Source organism: Pseudoduganella sp. R-34 (assembly GCF_049904655.1).
In the GTDB taxonomy this organism is placed as follows: domain Bacteria; phylum Pseudomonadota; class Gammaproteobacteria; order Burkholderiales; family Burkholderiaceae_D; genus Rugamonas.
This window is the reverse complement of sequence record NZ_CP184572.1, coordinates 455,084-470,606: the sequence shown is the minus strand read 5'-3', so window position 1 is coordinate 470,606 and position 15,523 is coordinate 455,084. Positions and strand designations below refer to the sequence as shown.

The following is a 15,523-nucleotide window of genomic DNA, read 5'->3' as shown; positions in this document are numbered from 1 at the left end:
GTAACTATTTCTTGTAAATCTCTGTTATATTCGTGTGACTGCTTCTTAACATTATTGCTGTAAAGAACATGAGAATCGTTGTCCTTGATGCTGACCGAAGCCAGGCGGACCTGATCTGCCAGGTCCTGACTTCTGCTGGTCATGCCTGCCATGGGTACCAGACCGGGAAGGGCTTGCTGGCCAATATGCGCAAGGACAGCGTCGACATGCTGATTCTCGACTGGCAGGTGTCCGATATGGATCCTGCCGAGGTCATTCACAAGGCCCGCGAAAAATTGCCTGAAAACGGCCCTGTGATGTTCCTGACCACCAGTTCCGGCGAAGACGATATTGTTGCCGGCCTGTCGGCCGGGGCCGAAGACTTCCTGGTCAAACCGCTGCGCCGTGCCGAATTGGTGGCGCGCGTTCAGGCTCAACTGCGCTTGGCCTACCCGAGCCAGAACGGCGCTGAACAGTTGCAGTTCGGCCAATATGTCTTCGAGACGCGTCCTGGCCGCTTGTTGATGGACGGGCAAGTACTGGACGTGACCCACAAAGAGTTCTACCTGGCTTTGCTGTTTTTCCGCAACATTGGCCGTCCGCTGTCGCGCGCCTATATCCACGAAGCGGTCTGGATCCGCGAAACCGAAGTCCCGTCGCGCACGATGGATACCCACGTTTCCCGCGTCCGCAATAAATTGCAGTTGAAGCCTGAAAACGGCTTCCGCCTGGTGCCGGTGTACAGCTACGGCTACCGGCTGGAAAAGCTGGGTTCCTGAGAGGGAAACTCGCTCAAGGTATAATGGCGGCTGGAATCTTCCGTCTGGACCAAGATGCAACTGCTCGCCGTCGGCCTCAACCACACCACTGCACCTGTCGCGCTGCGCGAACGGCTGGCGTTCGCGCCTGAGCAGCTGGGGACGGCTGTGGCGGCCGCGCGCAACTGGTTTGCCTGCGCGGATTCGAAAGGCGGCGACGAAGCAGCCATCCTGTCCACCTGTAATCGCACTGAGCTGTACGCTGCCAGCAATGCCGCCAACCCGCTCGACGCCGGCGCCCAGTTCCTGGCCGATTTCCACAAGCTGAATTACTCCGAGCTGCGCCCGCACCTGTACATGCTGCCGCAGCACGATGCCGTGCGCCATACCTTCCGCGTCGCATCCGGCCTGGACTCGATGGTGCTGGGCGAGACCCAGATCCTGGGCCAGATCAAGGATGCGATCCGTACCGCCGATGAAGCGGGCGGACTGGGCACCTACCTGCACCAACTGTTCCAGCGCAGCTTCTCGGTGGCCAAGGAAGTGCGCAGCACCACCGAGATCGGCGCGCACAGCGTGTCGATGGCGGCGGCGGCGGTGCGCCTGTCGCAGCGCATCTTCGACAAGATCTCCGAGCAGAACGTGCTGTTCATCGGCGCCGGTGAAATGATCGAGCTGTGCGCCACGCACTTCGCGGCGCAGAATCCGAAGTCGATCACTGTTGCCAACCGCACGATGGAGCGCGGCGAAGCACTGGCGCATCGCTTCAACGGCAAGGCCATGCGCCTGGCCGAATTGGGCAACCAGCTGCACCAGTACGATATCGTCATTTCCTGCACCGCGTCTTCGCTGCCGCTGATCGGGCTGGGCATGGTGGAACGCGCCATCAAGGCCCGCCGCCACAAGCCGATGTTCATGGTCGACCTGGCCGTGCCGCGCGATATCGAGCCCGAAGTGGGCCGCCTGAACGACGTCTTCCTGTACACCGTGGACGACCTGGGCAAGGTGGTGCAGACCGGCATGGAGAACCGCCAGGCCGCGGTTGCGCAGGCCGAGGCAATTATCGAAACCCGCGTGCAATCGTTCATGCACTGGATCGACGACCGCGCCGTGGTGCCGGTGATCCAGGGACTGCAGGAAAATGGCGAAGTGATTCGCCTGCTGGAACTGGAACGCGCACGCAAGCTGCTGGCCAAGGGTGAACCGGTCGATGCAGTGCTGGAAGCGCTGTCCAAGGGCCTGACCGCCAAATTCATGCACGGCCCGCAGCAGGCGCTGCACCGGGCCCAGGGCGACGAGCGCGCCCAACTGGCCGAACTGCTGCCACAATTGTTCCGCGGCCGCCGTTAGCGGCGCCTCCCCGCAGCCTGCCGCACAAGCGGCACCCCTCCCGTTTTTCCGCGCCGCCTGGCGCTTCCTTCCGCATAGGACCCGAATGAAACCATCAATGCTGGCCAAGCTGGACCAACTGGCAAACCGCCTGGTCGAACTGGACGAACTGCTGATGTCCGAAGGCGCAACGTCGAATATGGACAGCTACCGCAAGATGACGCGCGAGCACAGCGAGCTGCAACCGCTGGTGGCGCTGTACAAGGATTACCTGCAGGTGCTGGGCGATATCGACGATGCGCAAGCGATGTTGTCCGATCCGGACATGAAGGAATTCGCGCAGGAAGAAATCGAAGCTGGCAAGGCGCGCCTGGGCGGGCTGGAGCTGGACCTGCAGAAGATGCTGCTGCCGAAGGATGAAAACGACGAGCGCAATATCTTCCTTGAGATCCGCGCCGGCACCGGAGGCGACGAGTCGGCATTGTTTGCCGGCGACCTGCTGCGCATGTACACCCGCTTTGCCGAGCGCTCACGCTGGCAGGTGGAGATTGTGTCCGCATCCGAAAGCGACCTGGGCGGCTACCGCGAGGTCATCGCGCGCATCATCGGCAATGGCGCCTATTCGAAGCTGAAGTTCGAGTCTGGCGGCCACCGCGTGCAGCGCGTGCCGGCCACCGAGACCCAGGGCCGCATCCACACTTCCGCCTGCACCGTAGCCGTGATGCCGGAAGCGGATGAAGTAGAAGACGTCCACATCAACCCGGCCGACCTGCGCATCGACACCTTCCGCGCCTCCGGCGCCGGCGGGCAGCACATCAACAAGACCGATTCCGCGGTGCGCATCACCCACCTCCCATCGGGCATCGTGGTGGAATGCCAGGACGACCGCTCGCAGCACAAGAACAAAGCCTCCGCGATGAAGGTGCTGGCAGCGCGCATCAAGGACGTGCAGCTGCGCGAACAGCAATCGAAGGAAGCCGCCACCCGCAAGAGCCTGATCGGCTCGGGCGACCGCAGCGAGCGCATCCGCACCTACAACTTCCCGCAAGGCCGCATGACCGACCACCGCATCAACCTCACGCTGTACAAGCTGGACATGATCATGGACGGCGACTTGAACGAACTGACGACAGCCCTGACCACCGAGCACCAGGCCGAGCAACTGGCCGCCCTCGGCGACTGATTTGAAAGTCGGGGTCAGGTCTGGCTTCTCATTAAGCTGTGCCAGACCTGACCCCGACTTAGTTTAAGGAAGGCTTCAGCGCTTTGTGCGAGAATTGGGCGGACTTTCAACCCTGATAACTTGATGACGATGAGCAACCGTAACGTTCTGCTGGCGATCGCCTTTGTGAGCTTTGGCATGATTGGCGCGGCAATGTATCTGCAGCATGTGATGTACCTGATGCCTTGCCCGCTGTGCGTGATCCAGCGCTACCTGTTCATCGCGATCGGCTTCGCGGCTTTGATCGGGGCCTTTACTTCCAAGCCGAAAATTGCGGCGGGTGTTGGCCTGCTGGGCGCTTTGGGCGGCATGGGCGTGGCGATCAAGCAGCTGTGGATCCTGGCCCATCCTGGCCTGTCCTGCGGCATCGACCCTATGGAAACGATGCTGAACAAAATCCCTACCTCGGAATACCTGCCCTGGCTGTTTTACGCTGAAGGACTGTGCCAGGACGCGAACGAGAAATTCTTTGGCCTGGTGATCCCGATGTGGTCTTGCATCTGGTTCGGCATCCTGGCCGTCGTCACTGCGTGGCTGCTGCTGCGCAAGCGCGCATGAAAGACCAGGTCACGGCCGGTATCACGCTTGGCGCCTTGCAGCGCAAGCCTTTGCTCGATCCGGTCGACCAGCGCATCCTCGTTTGCCATGCGCTGGGCATCAGCCGCACGGCACTGATTACGCAATCCGATCGCGTGCTGAGCGCGGAGGAGGCGGGGCGCGTGGCCACCCTGCTGCAGCGCCGCCATGATGGCGAGCCCGTGGCCTATATCATCGGCCAGCGTGAGTTCTTCGGCCTTGATTTCGAGACCACGCCGGCGGTATTGATCCCGCGTCCCGACACGGAATTGCTGGTGGAACTGGCGCTGGTGCGCCTGCCGCCGCGCGGCAAGGTGCTGGACATGGGCACCGGCAGCGGCGCCATCGCCGTCGCTGTCGCCCATAGCCGGCCGGATGCCAGCGTTACAGCACTGGACGTCAGCCAGGAGGCCTTGGCCGTGGCTGCGCGCAATGCCCAGCGCAATAACGCTGCGGTGCGTTTCCTGCACAGCGACTGGTATGGCGCGGTGCAGGGCGAACAGTTCGACCTGATCGTCTCCAATCCGCCCTATATCGCGGATGGCGACCGCCACCTGTCCGAAGGCGACCTGCGTTTCGAACCCAGCGGCGCGCTGACCGACTTTGCCGATGGCCTGAGCGCACTGCGCACCATCATTTCCGGCGCTCCGGCCAGGCTGGCGCCGGGCAGCTGGCTGCTGATGGAACATGGCTACGACCAGGCCGCCGCCGTGCGCGCGCTTCTGTTGTCATCCGGTTACACTGATGTGCAAAGCTGGCAAGACCTGGCCGGCATCGAACGGGTCAGCGGCGGCCGCCGCCCCGGGTAAAATACGGCAACATGCGGCTTCCGGGCCGTTTTTGGGGGCCATCGTACGCGCTTTTCGGTTTTCGGTTAATCTCGCACCAATTTGATTTGCTGCATCGGAAAGGAAGCAAATTGTCCAATCTATTGACTCGCCGCCTGGCCTTGTTGGCCGACGATCAGCACCGTGCAGTGCTGGGCGGCGGCCTGCGCGGCATTGAGCGAGAAACCTTGCGGGTCCAGCCGAACGGCCACCTGGCGCGTACGCCCCATCCCCTGCCCCTGGGCTCGGCCCTGACGCACCCGCACATCACCACCGACTACGCGGAGACACTGCTGGAGTTCATCACCCCGGCGGAGCATGACATCGCGACCACGCTGGAAAGACTGGATGCGATCCACCGTTTCAGCTACACCAAGTTGGGCGATGAACTGATCTGGAGCCAGTCGATGCCCTGCGAGCTGCCGGCCGAGGAAGACATCGAGATTGCCTGGTACGGCAAATCCAACCTGGGCATGCTGAAGCACGTGTACCGGCGCGGCCTGGCCCTGCGCTATGGCAAGGCAATGCAGTGCATCGCCGGCATCCACTACAACTACTCGCTGGACGAGCGCCTGTGGCGCATCCTGGCCGAGAACGAGGGCGCGACCAACGTGACGCCCAAGGCTTACCAGTCGGAAGCCTACCTGGCGACCATTCGCAACTTCCGCCGCTACAGCTGGCTGCTGATGTACCTGTTCGGCGCTTCGCCGGCGCTGGCCGAGGGCTTCCTGCGCGGCCGCCCGCACAAGCTGGAAAAGCTGTCCGGCGACACGCTGTACCTGCCGTATGCGACCAGCCTGCGCATGAGCGACCTGGGTTACCAGAACGAGGCGCAATCGGGCCTGCACCCTCACGAGAACAGCCTCGATTCCTATGTAGCCACGCTGACCAAGGCGGTCAACCAGCCTTACGAGCCGTATGCGAAGATCGGCACCAAGGTGGACGGCGAATGGGTCCAGCTGTCGACCAACGTGATCCAGATCGAGAACGAGTACTACTCGACCATCCGTCCGAAGCGCGTGATCAACACCGGCGAGCGTCCGATCCAGGCGCTGTGCAACCGCGGCGTGCAGTACATCGAAGTGCGCTGCATGGATGTTGACCCCTTTGAACCGGTCGGCATCAACGTGCAGACGGGCCGTTTCCTCGACGTGTTCCTGCTGTTCGCCGCGCTGGAAGAAAGCCCGCTGATCACGCCGGAGCATGGCGAACTGCTGGCGCGTAATTTCGCGCGCACGGTGAAGGAAGGCCGCCGTCCGGGCCTGACCCTGACCCGCGATGGCGAAGAGGTTACGCTCAAGCAGTGGGGCCTGGACATGCTGGAGCGCTTCAAGCCCGTGGCGGAGTTGCTGGACCGCGAGCACGGCGGCCGCGAACATATGGCGGCGCTGGAAGCACAGGCGGCCAAGCTGCACGATCCCGAACTCACCCCTTCGGCGCGCGTGCTGCAGTCGCTGCGCGCGAACGGCAAGTCGTTCACGGCCTTCGGCCTGCACCAGAGCGAAAAGCATGCGGCTTACTTCCGCAGCCATCCGCCAAGCGCGGAGGACGTGGCGCGCTTCAGCGAAATGGCGCGCGTCTCCATCGCGGAGCAGGAACAACTGGAACGTACCCAGACCGGCAGTTTCGACGATTACGTCAAGGCCTACCGGGCCAGCAACCTGTGCCCGAACCACTGCACCTGACCCTTGCTCACCTTCTTTAACGGACAGCACGCGCAACAGTTCGGCGGCACGGACCATCTGGTCAGGTCCGTACAGGCAGAACTGGAGCGGCGCGGGCTGGGCCAGATCGTGACCCCGCAAAGCGTGCCGCTGACCGCGCTTGAACGCACCCACAGCCCGCGCTACCTCTCTTTTCTGCGCAACGCGTGGAGCGAATCCCTATCGCATCCAAGTTTTGCGGGCTGGCCGGTTGTCACAGCCAACCAGCATGCAATACGCACCATGCGCACCGATATCGAGCCGGAGGATTTCCGGGCCCGTCTCGGCCTGTATTCGATGGATACCTTCACCGGGATCGGCGCCGGCACCTGGAGCGCGGCCAAAGGTGGCGCCGACTGCGCGGTCAATGCGGCGCATGCCCTGCGCGTCGGTGAGCGCGGTACCTTTGTGCTGACGCAGCCGCAAGGCCACCACGCAGGCGCCGATTTCTGCGGCGGCTACAGCTACCTGAATAATGCGGCCTTGGCCGCCCAGCACTTGCTCGATGACGGGATGGCCAAGGTTGCCATCCTCGACCTCGATTACCAGCACGGCAATGGGGCACAAGGCATCTTCTACGAGCGTTCCGACGTGCTTTGCCTGTCGATCCACGCCGACCCGCGCCATGCCTTTCCCTACTTTTGCGGCCATGCCGACGAAACAGGCGCGGGCGCCGGGCTTGGCTACAACGTCAACATCCCGCTGGCCCCGGGCTCCAATTCGCAGGCCTGGTTCGCTGCGCTGGAAACGGCTTGCGTGCGCCTGTCGATGTACCGGCCGGAGGCGCTGATCGTGGCCCTGGGCGGAAACATCTTCCAAGGCGAAGAGCACGGCGGCTTCGGGCTCACGTCTGCCGATTTCCTGCGCCTTGGCGAGCGCCTGGCCTGGCTTGGCTTTCCCACCAGCTTCCAGCTTGAGGGCGGGACGATCCGACGCGAGCTGGGCATCAATATCGTCAACGTGCTGGAAGGCTTCGACTGCGCCATGGTCTGAGCTTAGCCTGGCAGCGCCAGCCGCGCTTCCAGTCCGCCCCCGTCGCGCTGGTGCAGTGTCAGAGCACCGCCCATCGCGGTGGCCAGCTGGCGCGCAATCGCCAGGCCAAGGCCGGTGCCGCCGGTCTCGCGGCTGCGTGAGGACTCCAGCCGCACGAACGGCTCGAAGACCGCTTGCAGCGATTCCGCCGGGATGCCCGGGCCGCGATCCAGTACCTGGATCACGATGCCGCCAGCATGTGACGCATCCGGCGTCACGCATACTTCTGCGCTTCCGCCAAACTTCAGCGCATTGTCGATCAGGTTGCCCAGCACGCGCCGCAGTGCTTGCGGGCGCAGCTCCATCGCGTGGCCAACTGCGCCATGAAGCGTGACGTCCTGCCCTGCGTCGGTGTAGTCATGCACCATGCTGTCGAGCAGCGCGTCCGGATCGATGCGCGTCGCCGCTTCCGAGGTGCCGTGCAGGGTGCGCGCGTAGGCTACGCCCTCCTTTACCAGCTGCTCCATCGCCTGCAAGTCCTGCCGCAGTTTGGACTGCTGCGCCTCGTCGTCCATCATGTCGACGCGCAAGCGCATGCGGGTAATCGGCGTCTGCAAGTCATGCGAGATCGAGGCCAGGATCTGGATGCGCTCGGCCATGTAGCCGGCAATACGCTGCTGCATGGCGTTGAAGGCGCGCGCGGCACGCGCCACTTCCGACGGCCCACTCTCCGGCAGGTGAGCGCCCTGCATGTCGGGGCCAAGCGCGTCGGCCGCCAGCGCAAGCTGCTCCAGCGGCCGCGTCGCCAGGCGCACGGCCAGCCAGCAGCACAGGGCAAATACCGCAAGCTGCGCTACCATCAAGGCGCCAAACCAGGGCGACATCGGCACGCTGCGCATGGGACGGAAGTCGATCGTCAGCGGCATGCCATCGCTCAAGCGCAGATGCACCTGATAGCGTTCGTGTTCGCCGATAATCTGGTGCACGGTCAGCTTGTATTGCTTGCCGACGCCTTCCTCGAACGAGCGCACGGCATTAGCCTCCAGGACGTCCAGGTGCGGCAGCGATTCGTCGCATTCCTCCAGCCTGAATTCGTAGCTGCGGCGCGCCAGCCGCGGCAACCAGTCCGCGCGTTGCGCCGCAGGCAAGGCGTCGAGCAGGGCCACCGAGGTGGTGACCTCGCGCTCGATGTAGCCCATCATCATATTGGTAGTCGCCTCATTCCGCTCGCGCATGGTGAGCCAGAACGACAAGCCCTGCGCCACCGCCACGCCAAGGCACAGCAGCAGGGCCAAGCGGGCGAACAGGGAGCGCGGCCAATGCAAGCGCATCATGGCTCGCCTGCCGCCAGCGTGACGGCGGCCGAAAACACATAGCCTTCACTGCGCAGTGTCTTGATGTAGCGCGGCTCACGCGCCGTGTCGCGCAGGCGCTGGCGCACCCGGCTCACCAGCAAGTCAATCGAACGGTCGAACTGGTCGGCGTTGCGGCCCTGGGTCAGGTTCAGCAGCTGGTCGCGCGTCAGCACGCGCTGCGGGTGGTCGAGGAAGACGCGCAGGAGACGGTATTCAGCGCCGCTCAACGCCACCTGCGTGCCGTCGGCGTCAAGCAGGTGGCGCGCCACCGTGTCGAGACGCCAGTCGCCGAAGGCCAGCATCGGCACCGATTCGTTGACCTGCATGTTCGGCGGCAGCATGCGCGTGCGGCGCAGCACGGCGTTGATGCGCGCCAGCAGTTCGCGCACGGCGAAAGGCTTGGGCAGGTAATCATCGGCGCCCATTTCCAGGCCGATGATGCGGTCGGTTTCGTCGTTGCGCGCGGTCAGCATCAGCACCGGGATGGCCTTGTGCTTGCCGGCGCGCAGGTCGCGGCACAAGGCCAGGCCGTCTTCGCCGGGCAGCATCAGGTCCAGCACGATGAGGTCGGGCGTGTCTTCCTCGATCACGGCGCGCATCTGGCGACCGTTGGCTGCCAGCGATGTGCGCAAGCCGTTTTTCTGCAGATAGGCGCCGATCAACTCGCGGATATCACGGTCATCGTCAACGATCAGGATGTGGTCTGGGTTTTCCATGAAGCCATGATACCCAATGCGGGACAGGGATTTGTATCCCAGTGTGTACAGCCTGGCCAGGTACACAAAACATTGCACACAAGCGGGTGCGGCGAAATATGCCGGATACCTGGGGGCGGTTCAATGGAGTCATTCCAAGACACGGAGCTGACCATGACCAACCCGCTCGACACTCCACTGGCCTTCCTGGCCGGCCTGCTCACCATCGCTTCACCCTGCGTGCTGCCGATGCTGCCCATCCTGCTCAGCTCCGGCGTCAACCAGCGCAACCGCCGCCGTCCGCTGATCATCGTGGCCGGCTTCATCCTGAGCTTTGCCAGCTTCGCCATGCTGCTGGGCGTAGTCTCGGCCACGATCGAAGTGGCCCAGGACGTGCTGCGCAATACCGCCCTTGCCCTGCTGGCCCTGTCCGGCCTGTTCCGCCTGTGGCCGGCCCCTTATGAATGGCTGGTCGCGCGCCTGCCTGGCCGCAGCGCCGACGCGGCACCGCGCGAAGACGACGGCAGCAATGGCGGCGCCTTCCTGCTCGGCATATCGCTGGGTGCGGTCTGGACGCCTTGCGCCGGCCCGGTTCTGGCTTCGATCCTGGTGCTGGTGGTGAAGGCGCAAGATCCGGCCTGGTCGGCCCTGCTGCTGACCCTGTACGCCGTCGGCGCGGCCGTTCCCATGCTCGGGATTATTTACGGCGGCCAGTACGCCACCCAGCGCGTGCGTTCCGTGGCCCGCCACGCCGAGCGCCTGCAGCAAGTGTTCGGCGTGCTGGTGGTCGCCACCGCCATCGCGATCTACCTGCAATACGACACCCTGGCCTACTCCTGGGCCGCGCAACACCTCCCAACCCTGAAAGGACTGTGAATATGAAGACCACCCTGAAACTCCTGGCTGCCGCCGCAACCCTGGTGGGCGCCAGCGCCAGCGCCGGCGCCGGTGCAGCAACGGCCCCGTTCGAAGCGCCCGATTTCAGCGGCATTACCCAATGGCTGAACAGTGAACCGCTGACGATGAAACAACTGCGTGGCAAGGTGATACTGGTTGATTTCTGGACCTATGACTGCATAAACTGTATCAACACCCTGTCGCACGTCGTGCAGTGGCACGACAAGTACAAAGACAAGGGCTTGGTCGTGATCGGCGTGCATACGCCGGAGTACGCTTTCGAGCGCAAGACCGAGAACGTGCGCACCGCTTTGAAGCGTTTCGACATACGTTATCCAGTCGCGCAGGACAACCGCTACGCCACCTGGAACGCGTACAACAACCGCTACTGGCCAGCTTTCTATTTAGTCAACAAAAAAGGCCAGGTGGTGTACACCCACTTCGGTGAAGGCCAGTACGAGCAAACCGAAGCGCGGATCCAGCAACTGCTGGCTCAAACCGAGTGAGTTCATGATGAGCGAAAAATTCTTCAAAAATAGCTTGCAATTAAATCGCACACTATCTATAGTGTGCACATGGGCAGCAAACAAGGCCCCGGAAACTGGAAACAAATAGCACGCTAGCTAATCGCTCACTACTCACGAAAAGGAAAACATACCATGGCAAAGATCTCCAACATCCTGTACCGCGCAAACGCAACTTCCACCGGCGGCCGCGAAGGCAAATCCGCCTCCAGCGACGGCGCACTGGACGTCAAGCTGACCACTCCAAAAGAACTGGGCGGCAATGGCGCGTTCGGCACCAATCCGGAGCAACTGTTCGCAGCCGGCTACTCGGCCTGCTTCATTGGCGCCCTGAAGTTCGTTGGGGGCCGCGACAAGATCGCCGTACCGGCTGACGCTTCCATCAACGCCACTGTCGGCATCGGCCCGATCGAAACCGGCTTCGGCATCGAAGTGGAGTTGAAGATCTCCCTGCCAGGCGTGGATCGCGCCACCGCAGAAAAACTGGTGAACGCCGCCCATATCGTCTGCCCGTACTCGAATGCGACTCGCGGCAATATCGACGTCACCCTGACCATCGTATAAGCAAGCAAGGGCCCGGCAGCAAAGGCGGCCGGGCCCACCCAAGAGGAGAAATATCATGAAAGCATTTGCAACCATCATCGCTTCCGCCGCCCTGGCCCTCTCCACTGCCGCCCAGGCAGCGCCGCCCGACACCAACAGCGGCGAAGGCTATCAGGCCGACAACTCTTTCGTATCGACCAAAACCCGCGCGGAAGTGAAGGGTGAGACCGTCGCCGCCCTGCGCCGTGGCGAAATCCTGAACGGCGAACTGTATCCGCTGGACTTTGCCTCCCCGACCCGCGGCAAGACCCGCGCCGAAGTGAAGGCAGAACTGGCCTCTGCCATCCGTAACGGCGAGCTTCGCGTCGAATATTAAGCTGGCATAAAATGGTCGCCTCCTATCAAGCGGGGCGACCAATGATTGAATGGCAATGGCTGGACTTCAACAGCATTCCCAACGCAGACCTGTATGAATTGCTGCGGCAGCGGCAAGAGGTCTTCGTGATCGAACAGCAGTGTTTTTACTCCGATATGGACGGCTACGATGAAGCCGCCCACCACCTGCTCGGCTGGCAAACGATCGAGGGCAAGCGGACCCTGGCCGCTTACCTGCGCTGCATCGCACCGGGCATCAAGTATCCTGAAATGTCGCTGGGGCGCGTGCTGACGACGCAGGCGGCACGCGGCAGCGGTGCTGGCCGGCAGTTGATCGCGGAGGGCATCCGCAACGCCGAGGCGCTGCATCCAGGCCACCGCATCCGCATCGGCGCCCAGGCCCACCTGGAAAAATTCTATGGCAGCTTCGGCTTCAAGGCTGTCGGCGAACCATATGACGAGGATGGCATTCCACACCTGGAGATGCTGCGCTAGGCAAAAAAAAACGGCCCGAAGGCCGTTTCTTTTTGGGCTTTCGCCAATTACTTGGTAATGGAAGTCACTTCAACATCGAAGATCAGCGGCGCGTTCGCAGGAATGCTGCCCTGGCCGGTCGTGCCGTAGCCCATGCTTGCCGGGATGATCAAGGTACGCTTGCCCCCAGCCTTCATGCCGAGCAGGCCATCTTCCCATCCTTTGATGACTGCGTTAGCGCCCAACTTGACGGTCATTGGAACCCCTTTGGTCAGGGAAGTGTCGAAACGCAGGCCGCGTTTGTCGGTGACACTGTCGTCGTACAAGTAGCCGGAGTAGCTTACGGTCAGCGTGTTGCCTGTGACTGATGCATCTCCTGCGCCTTCTGCGATGATGATCTTGTCGAAAGCAGGCTGCGCGGTTTGCGCCGGAGGCGTCGCGTTGAGGGCGGTCATCTCGATTTCGTACACGACGGCGGTGCCTGGCGGCACGATGTAGTTACCGGCATCGTCCTTGCGGCCATACTGGGCCCATGCCATGCTGGCCGGGATCAGCAGCCTGCGCTTGCCCCCCACTTGCATGCCCACGATGCCCTGGTCCCAGCCTGCAATGCGGCTGTCCACGCCCAGCAGGAAGCTGAAAGGCTGGCCACTGTATTTGTCCAAGAATTCCGTACCCTTGTTGTCTGGCTTGGTGTTGTCGTACAGCCAGCCGCGGTACTGGATGGTCACCAGGTTCTTGGCAGCGGCCGCTGCGCCCGAGCCGACTTGAAGCTCTTGCTTTGTAAATACCGGCTGCGGCGGAATCGGCGATGGCAGCGTGCTGAAGCTGTGCACGTTCAGTTGATACACGACCGAGGTATTGGCAGGGACGATCACCTTGCCAGTCGAGTCTTTGACATCCACCGGGCCAAACGCCATATTCGACGGGATGATCACAAGCCGCGAGCCGCCCGCTTGCATTCCAATCAAGGCCTTGTCCAAGCCCGCAATGCGGGCGCCGACGCCGACCGTCATGGTCATCGGCTTATCGACACTGTTGGTAACGGAACTCTCGAACTGATCCCCTTTTTTGTCGGTCTTGGCTTCGTTGTAAAGCCAGCCGGTGTAGCTGAAGGTGACCAGGTCGCCAGAGGCCACTACCGGAGCACTGCCGCCTGGCTCGTTGTCCACAACTACCGCATAAGCAGGCTGCGGCGGCAGCGGAGTGGTGTCGTTATTTTTGGCACCACCACCGCATGCTGTCAGGGCCGCAGCGCAAGCCAGGGTGGCGATTGCCTTGAACATCGAGTTCTTCATTTCAATCTTGCCTATTCGTTAAAGGAGGGTAACGGAGCAGCAGTTTAGCAGACCGTTAATCCCCCCTCTACAAGAGGCAAGATCCGTTACAAATTAAATCTCCACTTGTGTGCCAAGTTCGATGACGCGGTTCGGCGGGATCTGGTAATAGTCGGCCGCAGCGCGCGCGTTGCGCGACATCGCCACGAACAGGTGCTCGCGCCATGGCGCCATGCCGTCGCCCGGCGAAGAAATCACGGTCTGGCGCGCGATGAAGAAGGAAGTCTCCATCATTTCGAACTTCAGGCCTTTCTCTTCGCACAGGGCCATGATGGCCGGCACGTCCGGCTCGTCCTTGAAGCCGTAATTGATATTCAGCTGGTAGCACTCATGGCCCAGGACTGTCACCCGGACCTGCTCCGAAGGCGGCACATAAGGCTCCTCCACAATATGCACGGTGAAGAACACCACGCGCTCGTGCAGCACCTTGTTGTGCGACAGGTTGTGCAGCAGCGCATGCGGCACGCCATCGCTCTCGCCGCGCAGGAACACCGCGGTACCCGGCACGCGGGTCGGCGGCGCCATGAACAGGGAGTTCAGGAAGTCTTCCAGCGGGATCGCGTGCTTTTCCAGGTTCTTGAACACCAGCTCGCGGCCGGTGCGCCAGGTCAGCATGGTGGTGAACAGCGCGGTACCGAGCAGCAGCGGGAACCAGCCGCCGTGGAACAGCTTCAGCGAGGTAGCCGAGAACAGCGTGATGTCGATCACGATGAAGAAGCCGGTCGCAGCGAAGCACAGCAGCAGCGGCAGGTGCCAGCGGTAGCGGGTGACGAAGAAGGTCAGGATCGTGGTCGCCAGCATGGTTGCGGTCACCGCAATGCCGTAGGCGCCAGCGAGTGCATCCGAAGACTGGAAGCCAATCACGGCAATCAGCACGACAATCAACTGCAGCCAGTTCACCACTGGGATGTAGATCTGGCCCATCTCGCTTTCCGAGGTGTGCTGGATGCGCATGCGCGGCAGCATGCCCAGCGCAATGGCCTGTTTGGTCATCGAGAAGGTGCCGGAAATGGTCGCCTGCGACGCGATCACGGTGGCCGCCGTCGACAGGATCACCAGCGGAATCACGCTCCAGCTACCGAGCTGGTTGAAGAATGGATTGGTAATCGCAGACGGATCCTTGATCAGCAGCGCACCCTGGCCAAGGTAGTTCAGCGCCAGTGCCGGGAAGCAGATCAGGAACCAGGCCAGGCGGATCGGCTTCTTGCCGAAGTGCCCCATGTCGGCGTACAGCGCTTCCGCGCCAGTGAACGCCAGCACTACGGCGCCCAAGGCAACGAACGCCACCATGCCATGCGAGAACAGGAAGGTGAAGGCATGCACAGGGTTCAATGCCCCCAGGATCGCCGGCTCCTTGATGATATTGATGACGCCCATCGCCGCCAGCGCCGCAAACCAGAGTGCCATGATCGGACCGAAGAAGCGTCCGATACCGGCCGTGCCGTGGCGCTGCACCGCGTACAGGCTTACCAATACGACGATGGTCAGCGGGACCACGTATTTTTCCAGCCCGGGCGCTGCCACCTCCAGGCCTTCGATGGCCGACAGCACCGAGATCGCAGGCGTAATCACGCTATCGCCATAGAACATGGTGGCGCCAAAGGTGCCGATCAGCAGCAGGGGGAAGTGCCATTTGGGCGCAGCCTTGTGCACCGAATTCAGGGCCAGGGCCATCAAGGCCATGATGCCGCCCTCGCCACGGTTATCCGCGCGCAACATCAGGCTGACATATTTGAGGGAGACAATCATCGTCAGGCCCCAGAAGATGAGCGAGACGATGCCCAGCAGATTCTCCTGGTTCAGGGGAAGCCCGTGGGTGGGGTCGAAAATGGTTTTGAGAGTATAGAGGGGGCTGGTACCGATATCGCCGTAGACAATGCCAATGGCGGCCAATGTCAATGCAGCTACGCTGCTTTTCTTATGTTGTGACAAGATTTCACCCAAAATTGGTTTTGGT

The 15,523-nt window shown here is 62.3% G+C and carries 16 protein-coding genes; 12 read left to right on the top strand and 4 right to left on the bottom strand.

The features are described 5' to 3' along the window. Nucleotides 1-68: 68 nt before the first annotated feature. From ACN9MW_RS02270 to ACN9MW_RS02240, 7 genes are all read left to right on the top strand, one after another. Nucleotides 69-758 carry a response regulator transcription factor gene (locus ACN9MW_RS02270; protein ID WP_426167166.1) on the top strand — a complete coding sequence of 230 codons (690 nt, stop codon included), beginning with the start codon at nt 69-71 and terminating at the stop codon, nt 756-758. Between the two features lie 54 nt (nt 759-812). Next, the gene (hemA, locus tag ACN9MW_RS02265; protein ID WP_426167164.1) at nt 813-2,087 is read left to right on the top strand and encodes a glutamyl-tRNA reductase; all 1,275 of its coding nucleotides are present in this window, start codon (nt 813-815) and stop codon (nt 2,085-2,087) included. Between the two features lie 85 nt (nt 2,088-2,172). Continuing rightward, entirely contained in the window at nt 2,173-3,249 is a 1,077-nt protein-coding gene (gene prfA / locus ACN9MW_RS02260) for a peptide chain release factor 1 (RefSeq protein WP_342115890.1), read from the top strand. 129 nt (nt 3,250-3,378) lie between these two features. Continuing rightward, nucleotides 3,379-3,846: a disulfide bond formation protein B gene (locus tag ACN9MW_RS02255; RefSeq protein ID WP_426167162.1), complete on the top strand. Its 468-nt coding sequence runs from the start codon at nt 3,379-3,381 to the stop codon at nt 3,844-3,846. Continuing rightward, nucleotides 3,843-4,673 carry a peptide chain release factor N(5)-glutamine methyltransferase gene (gene prmC / locus ACN9MW_RS02250; protein ID WP_426167160.1) on the top strand — a complete coding sequence of 277 codons (831 nt, stop codon included), beginning with the start codon at nt 3,843-3,845 and terminating at the stop codon, nt 4,671-4,673. Before ACN9MW_RS02255 ends, prmC begins: the two co-directional genes overlap by 4 nt. Before the next feature lie 110 nt (nt 4,674-4,783). Then, a complete protein-coding gene (gene gshA, locus ACN9MW_RS02245; RefSeq protein ID WP_426167158.1) occupies nt 4,784-6,376 on the top strand; it encodes a glutamate--cysteine ligase in 1,593 nt (530 codons plus the stop codon). 3 nt (nt 6,377-6,379) lie between these two features. Continuing rightward, the gene (locus tag ACN9MW_RS02240; protein ID WP_426167156.1) at nt 6,380-7,387 is read left to right on the top strand and encodes a histone deacetylase family protein; all 1,008 of its coding nucleotides are present in this window, start codon (nt 6,380-6,382) and stop codon (nt 7,385-7,387) included. Nucleotides 7,388-7,389: 2 nt separating this feature from the next. On the opposite strand, the gene ACN9MW_RS02235 is transcribed toward ACN9MW_RS02240, so the two are convergent. Continuing rightward, a complete protein-coding gene (locus ACN9MW_RS02235) occupies nt 7,390-8,700 on the bottom strand; it encodes an ATP-binding protein (protein ID WP_426167154.1) in 1,311 nt (436 codons plus the stop codon). Beyond that, a complete protein-coding gene (locus tag ACN9MW_RS02230; protein WP_426167152.1) occupies nt 8,697-9,437 on the bottom strand; it encodes a response regulator in 741 nt (246 codons plus the stop codon). Before ACN9MW_RS02230 ends, ACN9MW_RS02235 begins: the two co-directional genes overlap by 4 nt. 153 nt (nt 9,438-9,590) lie before the next feature. Here ACN9MW_RS02230 and ACN9MW_RS02225 point away from each other — a divergent pair, with 153 nt between their 5' ends. The 5 genes from ACN9MW_RS02225 (at nt 9,591) to ACN9MW_RS02205 (ending at nt 12,250) form a co-directional block, all read left to right on the top strand. Continuing rightward, complete coding sequence (locus tag ACN9MW_RS02225; protein ID WP_426172100.1) at nt 9,591-10,292, top strand: cytochrome c biogenesis CcdA family protein; 702 nt, start codon at nt 9,591-9,593, stop codon at nt 10,290-10,292. Nucleotides 10,293-10,294: 2 nt separating this feature from the next. Next, nucleotides 10,295-10,819, top strand: a complete 525-nt coding sequence (locus ACN9MW_RS02220) for a thioredoxin family protein (RefSeq protein ID WP_426167150.1) — start codon at nt 10,295-10,297, stop codon at nt 10,817-10,819. 153 nt (nt 10,820-10,972) lie between these two features. Next, on the top strand, nt 10,973-11,401 hold the full coding sequence (locus ACN9MW_RS02215) for an organic hydroperoxide resistance protein (RefSeq protein WP_057262147.1): 429 nt from the start codon (nt 10,973-10,975) through the stop codon (nt 11,399-11,401). Between the two features lie 55 nt (nt 11,402-11,456). After that, the gene (locus tag ACN9MW_RS02210) at nt 11,457-11,756 is read left to right on the top strand and encodes a DUF4148 domain-containing protein (RefSeq protein ID WP_426167148.1); all 300 of its coding nucleotides are present in this window, start codon (nt 11,457-11,459) and stop codon (nt 11,754-11,756) included. Nucleotides 11,757-11,797: 41 nt separating this feature from the next. Next, complete coding sequence (locus tag ACN9MW_RS02205; protein WP_426167146.1) at nt 11,798-12,250, top strand: GNAT family N-acetyltransferase; 453 nt, start codon at nt 11,798-11,800, stop codon at nt 12,248-12,250. A gap of 47 nt (nt 12,251-12,297) precedes the next feature. On the opposite strand, the gene ACN9MW_RS02200 is transcribed toward ACN9MW_RS02205, so the two are convergent. Both ACN9MW_RS02200 and ACN9MW_RS02195 read right to left on the bottom strand, forming a co-directional pair. Next, on the bottom strand, nt 12,298-13,527 hold the full coding sequence (locus tag ACN9MW_RS02200) for an FKBP-type peptidyl-prolyl cis-trans isomerase (RefSeq protein WP_426167144.1): 1,230 nt from the start codon (nt 13,525-13,527) through the stop codon (nt 12,298-12,300). Nucleotides 13,528-13,620: 93 nt separating this feature from the next. Continuing rightward, nucleotides 13,621-15,501, bottom strand: a complete 1,881-nt coding sequence (locus ACN9MW_RS02195) for a potassium transporter Kup (RefSeq protein ID WP_426172098.1) — start codon at nt 15,499-15,501, stop codon at nt 13,621-13,623. Nucleotides 15,502-15,523: the final 22 nt, after the last annotated feature.